This is a genomic window from Actinoplanes sp. NPDC049681, assembly GCF_044465265.1.
In the GTDB taxonomy this organism is placed as follows: Bacteria; Actinomycetota; Actinomycetes; order Mycobacteriales; family Micromonosporaceae; genus Actinoplanes.
The window spans coordinates 183,357-195,492 of sequence record NZ_JBITLP010000004.1; the positions used below are offsets into that span (position 1 = coordinate 183,357).

The 12,136-nt window shown below is 72.5% G+C and carries 15 protein-coding genes; 13 read left to right on the top strand and 2 right to left on the bottom strand.

Annotated elements, in window-relative coordinates:
- The first annotated feature begins 1 nt into the window (after nt 1).
- The 5 genes from ACIBO8_RS15245 to ACIBO8_RS15265 all read left to right on the top strand — a co-directional run bounded on the left by ACIBO8_RS15245 (nt 2) and on the right by ACIBO8_RS15265 (nt 3,365).
- Nucleotides 2-1,057, top strand: coding sequence for a LacI family DNA-binding transcriptional regulator (locus tag ACIBO8_RS15245; RefSeq protein WP_396115809.1), 1,056 nt, complete (start codon nt 2-4; stop codon nt 1,055-1,057).
- A 46-nt stretch (nt 1,058-1,103) separates the two neighbouring features.
- Complete coding sequence (locus ACIBO8_RS15250; protein ID WP_396115810.1) at nt 1,104-1,457, top strand: hypothetical protein; 354 nt, start codon at nt 1,104-1,106, stop codon at nt 1,455-1,457.
- Between the two features lie 4 nt (nt 1,458-1,461).
- A complete protein-coding gene (ligD, locus tag ACIBO8_RS15255; protein WP_396115811.1) occupies nt 1,462-2,433 on the top strand; it encodes a non-homologous end-joining DNA ligase in 972 nt (323 codons plus the stop codon).
- A gap of 78 nt (nt 2,434-2,511) precedes the next feature.
- Nucleotides 2,512-2,949, top strand: a complete 438-nt coding sequence (locus ACIBO8_RS15260) for a hypothetical protein (protein WP_396115812.1) — start codon at nt 2,512-2,514, stop codon at nt 2,947-2,949.
- Nucleotides 2,950-2,960: 11 nt separating this feature from the next.
- Nucleotides 2,961-3,365, top strand: a complete 405-nt coding sequence (locus tag ACIBO8_RS15265; protein WP_396115813.1) for an MmcQ/YjbR family DNA-binding protein — start codon at nt 2,961-2,963, stop codon at nt 3,363-3,365.
- Nucleotides 3,366-3,500: 135 nt separating this feature from the next.
- On the opposite strand, the gene ACIBO8_RS15270 is transcribed toward ACIBO8_RS15265, so the two are convergent.
- Nucleotides 3,501-4,076 (bottom strand): TIGR03086 family metal-binding protein, encoded by a 576-nt coding sequence (locus ACIBO8_RS15270; RefSeq protein WP_396115814.1) that lies wholly within the window; start codon nt 4,074-4,076, stop codon nt 3,501-3,503.
- A gap of 52 nt (nt 4,077-4,128) precedes the next feature.
- Between ACIBO8_RS15270 and ACIBO8_RS15275 the strand changes: the two genes are divergently transcribed.
- Nucleotides 4,129-4,548 (top strand): MarR family winged helix-turn-helix transcriptional regulator, encoded by a 420-nt coding sequence (locus ACIBO8_RS15275; protein WP_396115815.1) that lies wholly within the window; start codon nt 4,129-4,131, stop codon nt 4,546-4,548.
- On the opposite strand, the gene rnhA is transcribed toward ACIBO8_RS15275, so the two are convergent.
- Nucleotides 4,545-5,006, bottom strand: coding sequence for a ribonuclease HI (rnhA, locus tag ACIBO8_RS15280; protein ID WP_396115816.1), 462 nt, complete (start codon nt 5,004-5,006; stop codon nt 4,545-4,547). The genes ACIBO8_RS15275 and rnhA overlap by 4 nt on opposite strands.
- A gap of 62 nt (nt 5,007-5,068) precedes the next feature.
- Between rnhA and ACIBO8_RS15285 the strand changes: the two genes are divergently transcribed.
- From ACIBO8_RS15285 to ACIBO8_RS15315, 7 genes are all read left to right on the top strand, one after another.
- Nucleotides 5,069-5,983 (top strand): ABC transporter ATP-binding protein, encoded by a 915-nt coding sequence (locus ACIBO8_RS15285; protein WP_396115817.1) that lies wholly within the window; start codon nt 5,069-5,071, stop codon nt 5,981-5,983.
- Complete coding sequence (locus ACIBO8_RS15290; RefSeq protein WP_396115818.1) at nt 5,980-6,741, top strand: ABC transporter permease; 762 nt, start codon at nt 5,980-5,982, stop codon at nt 6,739-6,741. Before ACIBO8_RS15285 ends, ACIBO8_RS15290 begins: the two co-directional genes overlap by 4 nt.
- Before the next feature lie 80 nt (nt 6,742-6,821).
- The gene (locus ACIBO8_RS15295; RefSeq protein WP_396115819.1) at nt 6,822-7,649 is read left to right on the top strand and encodes an ABC transporter ATP-binding protein; all 828 of its coding nucleotides are present in this window, start codon (nt 6,822-6,824) and stop codon (nt 7,647-7,649) included.
- Nucleotides 7,646-8,446 (top strand): ABC transporter permease, encoded by an 801-nt coding sequence (locus ACIBO8_RS15300; protein ID WP_396115820.1) that lies wholly within the window; start codon nt 7,646-7,648, stop codon nt 8,444-8,446. The genes ACIBO8_RS15295 and ACIBO8_RS15300 overlap by 4 nt, the downstream gene beginning before the upstream one ends.
- Nucleotides 8,443-9,555, top strand: coding sequence for a sensor histidine kinase (locus ACIBO8_RS15305; protein WP_396115821.1), 1,113 nt, complete (start codon nt 8,443-8,445; stop codon nt 9,553-9,555). Before ACIBO8_RS15300 ends, ACIBO8_RS15305 begins: the two co-directional genes overlap by 4 nt.
- Nucleotides 9,552-10,169: a response regulator gene (locus ACIBO8_RS15310; RefSeq protein WP_396115822.1), complete on the top strand. Its 618-nt coding sequence runs from the start codon at nt 9,552-9,554 to the stop codon at nt 10,167-10,169. The genes ACIBO8_RS15305 and ACIBO8_RS15310 overlap by 4 nt, the downstream gene beginning before the upstream one ends.
- 442 nt (nt 10,170-10,611) lie before the next feature.
- Nucleotides 10,612-12,126, top strand: coding sequence for a sugar transferase (locus ACIBO8_RS15315; RefSeq protein ID WP_396115823.1), 1,515 nt, complete (start codon nt 10,612-10,614; stop codon nt 12,124-12,126).
- Nucleotides 12,127-12,136: the final 10 nt, after the last annotated feature.

A 12,136-nucleotide genomic window follows, 5' to 3' on the forward strand; every position in this document is an offset into this window, starting at 1 on the left:
CATGATGTCCGCTTCCCGGTCCGCCGACGCCGCTGTCGACGGGGCGAACCTGCGCCGTCCCACGCTGACCCAGGTCGCCGCGATGGCCGGCGTGAGCCTCAAGACCGCGTCGCGGGCGCTCAACGACGAGCCGAACGTCGCCGAGGCCACCGGCCGGCGCGTCCGCGAGGCGGCGGACGTGCTCGGTTACCGGCTCAACGGCATCGCGCGGGAGCTGCGCCGGGGTGCTACCTCGGCGCTTGTCGGCCTGATCAGCGGGGACCTGACCAACCCTTTCTACAGCGCCGTCGCCAGTGGCATCGAGCGCGAGCTGCGCCAGCACGGGCTCCAGCTGCTGACCGCCAACAACGACGAGGACGCCGAGCTCGAGCGGGCGCTCGTCGACGCGTTCCTGCAGCGCCGGGTCCGCGCCCTGCTCGTGGTGCCCAGTGGTGACCGGCACGAATACCTCGCGGCCGAGGCGAACCACGGGGTGCCGTTCGTCTTCCTGGACCGGCCGCCGGACGGGCCGACGGCCGACGCGGTGCTCATCGACAACGCGGGCGGCGCCCGGGCCGCCGGGGCGCACCTGCTCGCCGGCGGCCACCGGCGCATCGCCCTCGTCACCGACCTGGCCCGGATGGCGCCGCAGCGGGACCGCTACGACGGCTTCGTGCAGGCGATGGCGGCGGGCGGAAACGACGAGTGGCGGCCGTATCTGCGTACGGATGTGCACGACGTGGGCCGGGCCGAGGAGACCGTGCGGGAGCTGCTCGCCCTGGACCCCGCCCCGACCGCGCTGTTCACCACGAACAACCGGCTCACGACCGGCGCGCTGCGGGCGCTGCGGGAGCATCCCGGTTCCCCGGCGCTGGTCGGCTTCGACGACTTCGACCTCGCCGACGTGATCGGCACGACGGTGGTCGCGCACGACCCGGTCGCCCTGGGGCGGGAGGCGGCGCGGCTCGCGTACGAGCGGATCAGCGGTTTCGCCGGACCGGCCCGGACGGTGACGATCGGCACGACGCTGATCCCCCGCGGCAGCGGGGAGCGGCCTCCACCAGCCCCGGAGGAGTGACACGCTCGACGGGCGACGGCGCGCCGCCTCCCCTAGAGTGCTTCTCGTGACGCTGGAGATCGAGCGGTCGCCCCTGACCCGCGCAAACATGGTGCACCGGACCGCCCAGGAGGTCCGGGAGGACCGGCGGGCCGCGGCCCGGCGCGCGGAGGCCGCGCTGCACATCCTGCTCGTCACCTTGCTGTGGCTCGTGTCCGTGCCGTTCCTGCTCGGGTGGGGCCTGCTGGGCGCCGAGCCGGAGCCCGGCACCCTGTTCTTCGCCGCCCTGCTCGCGGTGGTGCTGCCGTTCGTGGGCGCGGTCATCGCCACCCGCAGCGGGCTGTACTTCACCGGCGGGTGCTACGCCGTGCTCACCCTCGTCATGGTGCTTCCCGCGATCAGCATGGTCCGGGCAGGATGAGGCCATGGCGGCCGAGAAGGAAGAACGCGACGGCGTACCCCTGACCAACCTCGACCAGGAGCTCTTCCCCGGCGCCGGCGCGACCAAGCGGGATCTGGTCGACTACCTCGACGCGGTCCGCGACCGGATCGTCCCGGTCCTGCGCGACCGGCCGCTGTCGGTGGTCCGGGTGCTGCGCGGCCAGGACAAGTTCATGCAGAAGAACCTGCCGAAGTACACGCCCGAATGGGTGCCCCGCACCAAGGTCTGGGCCGAGGCGTCGCACCGCGAGGTCCTGTACGCCCTCTGCAACGACCGTAAGACCCTGCTGTGGTTCGCGAACCAGCGGGCGGTCGAGTACCACCCGACGCTCATGACGATCGCCGACCACGACCACCCGACGCACCTCATCATGGACCTCGACCCGCCGGAGGGCGGCGCCTTCACCCTGGCGGTGCAGGCCGCCCGGCTGGTGCGCCAGGCCCTCGCCGACGCCGGCATGGACGGCGCGGTCAAGACCAGCGGCTCCAAGGGCGTGCACGTCTTCGTCCCGCTCGACGGCACCGCCGCGACCTGGGACGTGGCCGCAGCGACCCGGGCGGTGGCGGCCCGCGCCGAACGGCTCGACCCGGCGCTGGCCACGACGGCGTTCATCCGCGAGGACCGGCACGGCAAGGTCTTCCTCGACGCGACCCGGTCGGGCGGGGCCAGCGTGGTGGCCGCCTACAGCCCGCGGGTACGCCCCGGCGTGCCGGTGTCCTTCCCGGTGGCGTGGGACGACCTCGACGACGTCACGCCCGCGGACTTCACGGTGCACACCGCGCCGGCACTCCTCGGTGACCGGGATCCGTGGGCAGCCGCGATGCCCGCGCCGCAGAAACTCGACGCCGGGCTGGTCGAGGAGGGGCACACCATCCCGGTCGCCCGGGTCGCCGCCATGCACGAGGGCAAGCGACGCGCACGGGCACGGCGGACCGGAACGCCCGATTCACCCTGACGGACCACTTGTCGACCGTTCAGGGTACGCCAATCGGGCTATAGCTCCTGGTCGATGCCTTTGGCGAGAATCATGTTCATGACCGCCCCGGCAAACGACGCCCTCCTGATCACGCTCCTCGCCTCGTTCACCGGCTGCGTCGGGTACGCGGCGGGCCGCCTGCACCAGTGGTACCGGACCGGTCTGGACCGCGACGAGGCGTACCGGGACGGCTACGACACCGCCACCCGCAGCGTTTTCAGCATGGCGGCCCGGCTGATCGGTCCCCGGCGCGCGGTCCGCGGTACGGCGGCCGTCACGTCCGCGGTCATCACGACGGCGCCGGCGGTTCCGGGCGGGGATGTCGCTCCGGGCGGCGGGCGGCACCTCGTGCCGGACGAGCTGGTGCAGGGGCCCACGTACCGCCTGACGCCCGATCGGGTCGCACGGGCCAAGGTTCGCGACGCCGAGGTCGCCGACGAGGGCGAGCAGCAGACGACGAGGCTTCCGTCGGTGCCGCGCCCCCGGTCCTCGTGACAAAGTGAGTCATGGTGACGGTCGAACAGGTGAGGGCGGTGGCGCTCCGGCTGCCCCGCACGACGGAGCATCTGATCCGGGACAGGGTGAAGTTCCGGGTGGGAAAGATCGTCTACGTGGCGTTCTCGCGGGACGAGACGGTGATGGGCTTCGGGTTCCCCAAGGTGGAGCGGCAGGCGCTGGTCGAGGCGCGACCGGAGGTCTTCCACCTGCCCCGCGAGTCCGACCTGCGGTTCCAGTGGGTACAGGCATGGATGTCCGCCCTGGATCCGGAGGAGATGGAGGAACTCGTCACCGACGCGTGGCGCATGGTGGTTCCTAAGCGGGTGGCCGCGGGCTATCTGAGCTGGGCGGGCCGGCCTCGATCCGGTGGCGGATCTCCCGCATGCGTTCCGGTCAACGATGGGTCGCACTGAGCACCCGGCGCAGGGACTTCGGCCGTGGTCACACCGCCACCACTTAGATCGGGATGCGTTCCTGCACCGGCCGGCCCACCTCGGCTAGATCGTCGCGGTCCACCCGGTAGTCGTAGTCGGGGCGATGGTGGAACGTCAGCCGGGACGCCGTCCGAGCAGGGTGAGGATCCGGTCGAACGGGCCGGTGCCCGGGTCCGGGACGGCCGGTGCGAAGGCGGCACCGGGCGCCAGCCGGGCGGGACCGCCGGGCACGGCCTCGGCGATCGGGAGGGCCGCCGCCGGCAGATCGTCGTCCGGCTCGTACGGCACGCCGATCGTGCGGGCGACGTCCCAGCCGTGCACCAGGTAGTCGATGAAGTGGAAGCCGATCGCCGTGCGTCCGGGTATCGGCCGCGGGCCGATCTCGGGCAGGTCGAACGGCGCGTCGAGGCGGCCCGGTGCCGCGAAGGCGCTGATCACCGCCTCGGCGGCGGCCGCGTACCCCACAAGGTCGGGCGGTCCCGGCACCCAGGTCTTCCGGTCGCTGCCGTGGCCCTCGGCCGCCGCCGCGAAGCCGCGGTGCTGGGCGGTCATGTGGGCGAGGAGGGCGCCGAGATTCCATGCCGCGCAGGGGGTGGGCAGCGAGAGATCGTCCGGCGAGACCTGGGCGACGAGGGCCACGGTCGCCCGTACCGCGCGGGCGTCGAAGGGGCGTGGATCAATGGTACGCATGTGCTTACGATCTGCCTCCGCGTACGGTAAGTCAAGCGGTATCGTCCCCGCCGTGGCCGACCGCCCCGACCTCGCCGCGATGATGGTGCGGCTCTCGCGCGCCCTCGTGGCGGCCGAACGCCCCGTACTCGAGGCGCACGGGGTGTCCATGTGGGGATATGTCGTCCTCAGTGCGCTCGCCGACGAGCCGATGCGGACCCAGGCGGCGCTGGCCCGGGCGATCGGGGCGGACAAGACGCGGATCATCGCGGACCTCGACGACCTCCAGGAGCGGGGTCTCATCGAGCGCGAACCCGACCCGGCGGACCGGCGCGTACGGCTGCTGCGCCTGACCACGGCGGGGCGTGAGCTGCACGCCGCCGTCCGTGGGGCCATCCGCGCCGAGGAGGACCGCCTGCTGGGCGCCCTGCCGGCGGGGGACAGGCGGCTCTTCCTGCGCAGCCTCCAGGCCCTCGACCCGGGGGTGCCTTAGCGGGCGGCCAGTGCCTCCTGCAGGCCGCGGGCGGCGAGCCGGTCGGCCCGTTCGTTCTCCGGATGCCCGGCGTGGCCCTTCACCCAGTGCCACTGGACGTCGTGGCGGCGCACCGCGGCGTCCAGCCGCTGCCAGAGGTCCACGTTCTTGACCGGCTGCTTCGCCGAGGTCTGCCAGCCGTTCGCCTTCCACCGGGGCAGCCACTTCGTGATGCCGTCGCGCACGTAGATGCTGTCGGTGTAGAGCAGGACGCTGAGCGGCGCCCGGGTCAGGCTCTCGAGGGCCCGGATCGGGGCCATGAGCTCCATCCGGTTGTTGGTGGTCGGGGTCGCCTCGCCGCCGCACAGGTCCTTCTCGGCGGCACCCCAGCGCAGCACGGCGCCCCAGCCGCCGGGCCCGGGATTCGGCACGCAGGCGCCGTCCGTGAAGATCTCCACCGCGGTGACCGAGCCTGTCATGGCGAGCACCCTACCCGGAGGTGAGCGCGGGTCACCGTGGCCGGGCCAGTACAGTTTCGCCCATGGTCGAGGCCGCCGTCGAGGTGCAGGACGTCGTCGTCAGGTACGGCGCCGTCACCGCCGTCGACGGCGTGTCGCTGTCCGTGCCGCGCGGCTCGATCCTGGCGCTGCTCGGCGACAACGGGGCCGGCAAGACCAGCCTGCTGCAGGTCTGCGAGGGGTTCCGCGGGCCCGACGGCGGATCCGTCCGCGTGCTGGGGCTCGACCCGATCGCCGACCATGACGCGCTCATGCCCCGGCTGGGGATCATGCTCCAGTCCGGTGGCGTCTACCCGTGGGCCACGGCGGGGGAGATCCTCCGGCTCTTCGCCTCGTACGCGGCGAATCCGCTCGATGTGGACATGCTGCTGGACCGCCTGGGCCTGCGGAAGTTCGCCAAGACCACCTTCCGGCGTCTCTCCGGCGGCGAGCAGCAGCGGCTGTCCCTGGCGGTGGCGCTCGTGGGCCGGCCCGAGCTGGTGTTCCTCGACGAGCCCACCGCCGGCATGGACGTCGGTGCCCGGCAGACCACCTGGCAGCTGGTCGACAGCCTCCGCGCCGACGGCGTCACCGTGCTGCTCACCACCCACCTGCTCGACGAGGCCGAGAGCCTCGCCGATCAGGTCGTGATCATGAACGGCGGCGTGGTGGCCGCCACCGGCACCCCCGCCGAGCTCACGGCCGCGGCGGGCATCGACCTCCTTCAGGTACGGGCGGAGCCCGGCCTCGCCCTCGCCGGCCTGGCCGCGCGCCTCGACGCGAAGGTCGCCGAGGAGTCGCCGGGCGAGTACACGGTCGCCGGCGCCCTCGGCACGGAGTCGATCGCGGCGGTGCTGGCCTGGTTCGCCGAGGCCGGGGCCCAGGTGACCGCGGTGAACACGAGGCGCCGCACGCTGGAGGACGTCTACCTGGCCCTGACGGCGGGAGTCAACCGATGAGCACCGGCACCTTCACACCCGCACCGGGCCGGGCCCCGATGCGAGCCATCCTGCGCCGGCAGATCCGGATGGAGCTCGTCCTCACGGCCCGCCGCGGCGAGGCCGTCGTGCTCGCCATGGGCGTCCCGCTGCTCGTCCTGCTCGGCGTCGGGTTGACCAAGGCGACCAACGTGCCCGGTGACGACCGCCTCGGCTACGTGGTCCCCGGCGTCCTGGCGTTGACCGTCATGTCCACCGCGTTCACGGGACAGGCGATCACCACCGGGTACGAGCGCAGCTACGGCGTGCTCAAGCGCCTCGGCGCCTCCCCGCTGACCCGGCCCGGCCTGCTCTTCTCCAAGACCGCGGCCGTCCTGTGCCTCGTCGCCCTGCAGGTGCTGGCGCTCGCCCTGGTCGGCGTCGCCGCGGGATGGCGCCCGGAGCTGTCCCGGATCCTGCCGGCGGCCGGCGTGACGATCCTGGCCACGGCCGCGTACTGCGGGCTGGCCCTGCTCCTCGCCAGCCTGCTGCGGCCGGAGACGGTGACGGCCCTGGCCACCCTGATCTACGTCCTCATGATGGCCGCCGGCGGGATCATGTTCGCCGCGCCGGACCTCGGCACCGCCGGCTACTTCCTGCTGCCCCTGGCCGCGCACGCCGAGGCGCTGCGGGACACGCTGACCGGCGGTACGGCCGTGCCCGGCGCCGTCTGGCTGAGCCTCACCCTCTGGGCCGCGGCCGCCCTCACCGCCGCCGCCCGCGCGTTCCGCTGGGAGTGAGTGTCCACCGATCGGTGGACACCGGCTGACCCTCGCCCGGTCGTCCCGCCGGACCCCTTGCGCCCGCGAAGCTCTTTCCCATGACAGCGATCCACGTACGCGGGCTCCGCAAGACCTACGGTGACCACCTCGCCGTCGCGGGCATCGACCTCGACGTCGCCCAGGGCGAGGTCTTCGCCCTGCTCGGCCCGAACGGCGCCGGCAAGACCACCACCGTGGAGATCCTCGAGGGCCACCGCCGCCGCACCGCCGGCGAGGTCCGTGTGCTCGGCGAGGACCCGCAGCGGCCTTCCCCGGGCTGGCGGGCCCGCATCGGCATCGTGCTGCAGTCCGCCGCCGACGCCACCGACCTCACCGTCGCCGAGATCGTCCGGCACGTGGCCGGGTTCTATCCGAACCCCCGCCGCCCCGCCGAGGTCATCGACCTGGTCGGGCTCGGCGACCGGGCGCGGGCCCGGGTCGGCACCCTCTCGGGGGGCCAGCGCCGGCGGCTCGACGTGGCGCTGGGGATCGTCGGGCGGCCTGAGATCGTCTTCCTGGACGAGCCGACCACCGGGTTCGATCCCGAGGCGCGGCGCCAGTTCTGGGAGCTGATCCGGGCGCTGGCCGCCGAGGGCACCACGATCCTGCTGACCACCCACTACCTGGACGAGGCCGAGGCACTCGCCGACCGGCTCGCCGTCGTCGTGGGCGGCACGGTCGTCGCCGAGGGGACGCCCGCGACGCTCGGCGGGCGGGCCGGGGCCGGCGCCGTTGTGCGGTGGGGGGCGTCCGAGGAGGTCCGTACCGCCGACCCGTCCGCTCTCATCACCCGGCTCGTGGCCGAGGGCGCCGATCTGCGCACCCTCACCGTCACCCGCCCGACGCTCGAAGACACCTACCTCAGCCTGATCGGAGAGAACCGATGACCAGCACGCTCACGATCGGCCGGCGGCGCGGTGGCGTGGAGATCCTGCAGTTCGTCCGGGACCGCACCGCGATGATCTTCACCTTCTTCTTTCCGGCGCTGCTGCTCCTGCTCTTCGGCTCGATCTTCGCCGACGACTACGACCAGCCCGGCCTGGGCGCGGCCCGGGTCTTCTCCGCCAGCATGATCGCGTACGGGATCGTGTCCACCGCCTTCATCACGATGGGCGTCGGGATCGCGACCGACCGCGAGGACGGGACGCTGAAGCGGCTGCGGGGCACGCCCGTCACCGCCACGGCGTACTTCCTCGGCAAGCTGATCCTCGTCGCCGCGCTGGCCGCCGCCGAGGTGGTCGTGCTGCTGGCGGTCGGCGTGTTCTTCTTCGACGTGCCGCTGCCGTCGGAGCCCGGCCGCTGGCTCACGTTCGGCTGGCTGTTCCTGCTCAGCGTCGTCGCCTGTGGGCTGCTCGGCATCGCCGCGAGTGCGCTGGTGCGCTCCGCGCGTACGGCCGGAGCCGTCCTCAACGTGCCCGTGGTGGCCCTGCAGTTCGTGTCCGGGGTCTTCATCCACCCGATCACCCAGCTGCCCGGCTGGATGATCACCGTGGCGTCGGTCTTCCCGGTGAAGTGGATGGCGCAGGGCTTCCGCTCGGTGTTCCTGCCGGACTACGCGGCCGGGCTGGAGGCCGGCGGTGCCTGGGAGCCCGGCCGGACCGCCTTGGTGCTGGGCGCCTGGTGTGTGATCGGATTGGTGCTGTGCCTGGCGACGTTCCGGTGGACCGACCGCCGCGACTCATGAGGGACCGGCCCCTCTGGGACGCGTTCTTCGCCGTCGTCGCGGTCGCTGTTGCGGCCGCGGTGGCGGTGCAGGACCAGCCCGGCCGGCCGTACGCGCTCGCGGCCGTCGCGATGGTCGCTCTGCTCTACGCGGCATGGGGGCGGCGGCTCGCGCGGGGCAGCGGGCAGAGCACCGGGTACGTCGCCGCAACCCTCGCCGTCTTCGGCGCCGGGACGCTGGCCGACCCGACCCTCGGCTACCTGCTCTTCGCGATCTGCCCGGTGGTGTTCCTGGTGCTGCCGTTGGGCCGGGCGCTGACCGCTGTCGTGGTCGCCAACGCCCTGCCCCTGGTCGTCGGGATCGCCGTCGGCGGCTCCCACCGGTCGTACCTCGTCCAGGACGGGCCGATCTTCGTCATGGGGGCGGCCTTCTCCTGCCTCTTCGGGATCTGGATCACACGGGTCATCCGGCAGAGTGAGGAACGCGCCGGCCTGATCGTCGAGCTCGAGAGCAGCCGCGCGGAGGTCGCCCGGCTGTCCCACGAGGCCGGGGTGGCCGCCGAGCGGGCGCGCCTCGCCGGCGAGATCCACGACACCCTGGCGCAGGGCTTCACCAGCATCATCACGCTGCTGCAGGCCGCGGATCCGGCGCTCGCCGACGAGCGGCTCGCGCTGGCCGTGCGTACCGCCCGGGAGAACCTGGCCGAGTCGCGGGCCCTGGTCGCGGCCCTGGCACCGTCCGCGTTGGGATCCGGGTCCCTGCCGGATGCCGTACGCCGTCAGGCGGCGCGCATGTCCGAGGAGACCGGGACCACGGCCTCGTTCCGGACGTCGGGGGAGCCCCGGCCGCTGCCGACCGCGGTCGAGGTGGTGCTGCTGCGTGCCGCCCAGGAGGCGCTGACGAACGTGCGGCGGCACGCGAAAGCCGACGCGGTCGGGGTGCTGCTCGCCTACGGGCAGGACTCGGTGCGGCTGGTGGTGCGCGACGACGGCTGCGGCTTCGCCGCGGGCCGCTCGCGCGGTTTCGGGCTCGACGGCATGCAGGCGCGTGCCGGCCAGGTGGGCGGCACGCTCACCGTGCAGAGTGTCCCGGGCGCGGGTACGACGATCGAGCTGGAGGTGCCGGCATGATCCGGATCCTGCTGGTGGACGACCACCCGGTGGTGCGTCACGGGCTGCGCGGCATGCTGGAGGCAGAGGCCGACCTGACGGTGGTGGGCGAGGCGTCGTCGGGCGACGAGGGCGTCGCGAAGGCGGTCGAGCTGGTCCCCGACATCGTGCTCATGGACCTGCGCATGCCCGGCGGGGACGGCGTCGAGGCCACGGCCCGGATCCTGGCGCAGGCTCCGGGCGTACGCGTGATGGTGCTGACCACGTACGAATCGGACCGGGACATCCTGCGCGCGATCGAGGCCGGAGCCGGCGGCTATCTCCTCAAGGACGCGTCGCCGGCGGAGCTGGCCGGTGCGGTACGGGCCGCCGCCCGCGGCGAGACCGTCCTCGCGCCCAGCGTCGCCTCCACCCTGGTCCGGCAGGTGCGCAGCCCGGCGCCGCCGAGCCTGTCGCAGCGGGAAACGGAGGTGCTGCGACTCGTCGCTCGCGGGTCCACCAACGCGGACATCGGCCGGGCGCTGTTCATCTCCGAAGCCACTGTGAAGACACACCTGCTGCGCGCCTTCCAGAAGCTCGACGTGGCCGACCGGACGGCGGCCGTGACCAAGGCGATGTCCCTCGGCATCATCTGACCGCCCGTCCACCACGGACGGTGACGGATCGATGATCACCTGTGCACTATGGCCGCGTTCCGGCCGGCTGTGCTAGTGTGCGACGCCACGCGCCGCCCTTCTCGGCAAATCACAAGCGCCAATGCGTGAAATTCGGGCATTCGACGTCCGGGCGGCAAGCCTTCCGTTACTCGCGGTGTGGCTGATATTTTGTCCGATGTGGACCTGAGTTCACCCGGATTGAGGCGGATGCCGCCCGCACCGGCATCCGAAAAATGGCGGAGGCCGGAGTAAAGATTGCGACACGCGGGGTCGGCATTTACCCGATCCTCGTCTAGCGTTCACCCTCGGGCGTCCTTGCGCTTGTTTGTTGTGGGCCAAGGGGTGTGAGGGGCGGCGTGGAAAGAGTGGTGTGCACGGAATTGCCGAGTGGGCGTGGGGTCTCACCGGAGGCAGAGACGTCGTGACGGCGACGGGAACGGCGGGCAACGCCGATACGCAGGACATTCCTAAAATTGAAGAGTACGCGGACGTCGCCGATGGGGATCTCGGCGGCGCCTGGGGGCGTGGCCACGCGGACCGCTGGGTCTGGGAGGCGCGCTACGTCAAGCTGCTCCTGATCGTCGACTTCGGAGCGACGCTGGTGGCCACCCTGGCCGCCTTCGTGCTGCGGTTCCAGGGCGCGGCCTACGCGAACTGGTATCTGGTCCTGTCGGCGCTCGTGCCGGCGGTGTGGGTGGGCGTGCTGGCGCTGACGCACGCCTACGAACGCCGGGTCCTGTTCGTCGGCGGAGAGGAATACCAGCGGGTCCTGCGCTCCGGCGTGCGCCTGACCGTGGGCATGGCGCTGGCCTCCTACGTGGCCAACGCCGATCTGGCCCGCGGCTATCTGCTCATCGCCCTGGTGCTGACCACCGTGTTGTCACTGGCCGGGCGGTTCGCGCTGCGCAAGGTCCTGCACCGGGCGCGGCGGCGCGGGGCGTGCATGCACCGGGTGCTCGTGCTCGGGCACGCGCCGGCGGTCGCCCAGCTCACCCGGCAGCTGCACCGCCGCTACCACCACGGGCTGCACGTCATCGGCGCGTGCCTGCCCGCCGACCAGCTGGCCGGCGCGGCGCGGACGGTGGACGTACCGGTGTTCGGGGCGCTGGGAGCGGCCGCGAACTCGGCGGCGGCGGCCGGTGCCGACACGGTCATGGTGCTGTCCTGCCCCGAGCTCGACGGCGCGATGCTGCGCCGGCTCGCATGGGAGCTGGAGCGCGACGACATCGACCTCATCGTCTCGTCGTCGCTGGTCGACACCGCGGGGGACCGAATCACGGTGCGCCCGGTCGACGGGCTGCCCATGATGCACATCGAACACCCTCGGCTCTCCGGCGGGCGGCGGCTGATCAAGTCGGTCTTCGACGTCTCGATCGCCGCGCTGCTGCTGGTCCTGCTGGCCCCCGTCTTCCTGGCGATCGCGCTGATCATCAAGCTGGACACCGGGGGGCCCGTGTTCTTCCGGCAGATCCGGGTGGCACGCGGCGGGGAGCTGTTCCGGATGGTCAAGTTCCGGACCATGCACACCGACGCCGAGGCGCGCGTCGCGGCGATGCGGGATCAGAACGAGTTCTCCGGGGTGCTGTTCAAGATCCGCGACGATCCGCGGATCACGCGGTCCGGCCGCTTCCTGCGCCGGTATTCCCTCGACGAGCTGCCGCAGCTGATCAACGTGCTGCTGGGCGAGATGTCGCTGGTGGGCCCGCGCCCGCCGCTGCCTTCCGAGGTCGAGCAGTACCCGCAGGACATGCGCCGGCGGCTGGTGGTGAAGCCGGGGATGACCGGGCTGTGGCAGGTGAGCGGGCGGTCGGATCTGTCCTGGGAGGACTCGATCCGGCTGGACCTGCGGTACGTGGAGAACTGGTCGCTCACGTTCGACCTGGTCATTCTCATGCGGACCGCGATGGTCGTCATGCGGGGCGCAGGCGCGTACTAGACGCGCCGCG

Excerpts from the sequence above, each read along its gene's own strand:
- rnhA (WP_396115816.1), bottom strand. The coding sequence starts at position 5,006 with ATGACAGGCTCGGTCACCGCGGTGGAGATCTTCACGGACGGCGCCTGC.
- ACIBO8_RS15270 (WP_396115814.1), bottom strand. The coding sequence starts at position 4,076 with ATGCGTACCATTGATCCACGCCCCTTCGACGCCCGCGCGGTACGGGCG.
- ligD (WP_396115811.1), top strand. The coding sequence starts at position 1,462 with ATGGCGGCCGAGAAGGAAGAACGCGACGGCGTACCCCTGACCAACCTC.
- ACIBO8_RS15295 (WP_396115819.1), top strand. The coding sequence starts at position 6,822 with ATGACAGCGATCCACGTACGCGGGCTCCGCAAGACCTACGGTGACCAC.
- ACIBO8_RS15265 (WP_396115813.1), top strand. The coding sequence starts at position 2,961 with ATGGTGACGGTCGAACAGGTGAGGGCGGTGGCGCTCCGGCTGCCCCGC.
- ACIBO8_RS15300 (WP_396115820.1), top strand. The coding sequence starts at position 7,646 with ATGACCAGCACGCTCACGATCGGCCGGCGGCGCGGTGGCGTGGAGATC.
- ACIBO8_RS15310 (WP_396115822.1), top strand. The coding sequence starts at position 9,552 with ATGATCCGGATCCTGCTGGTGGACGACCACCCGGTGGTGCGTCACGGG.
- ACIBO8_RS15260 (WP_396115812.1), top strand. The coding sequence starts at position 2,512 with ATGACCGCCCCGGCAAACGACGCCCTCCTGATCACGCTCCTCGCCTCG.
- ACIBO8_RS15290 (WP_396115818.1), top strand. The coding sequence starts at position 5,980 with ATGAGCACCGGCACCTTCACACCCGCACCGGGCCGGGCCCCGATGCGA.
- ACIBO8_RS15285 (WP_396115817.1), top strand. The coding sequence starts at position 5,069 with ATGGTCGAGGCCGCCGTCGAGGTGCAGGACGTCGTCGTCAGGTACGGC.
- ACIBO8_RS15305 (WP_396115821.1), top strand. The coding sequence starts at position 8,443 with ATGAGGGACCGGCCCCTCTGGGACGCGTTCTTCGCCGTCGTCGCGGTC.
- ACIBO8_RS15245 (WP_396115809.1), top strand. The coding sequence starts at position 2 with ATGATGTCCGCTTCCCGGTCCGCCGACGCCGCTGTCGACGGGGCGAAC.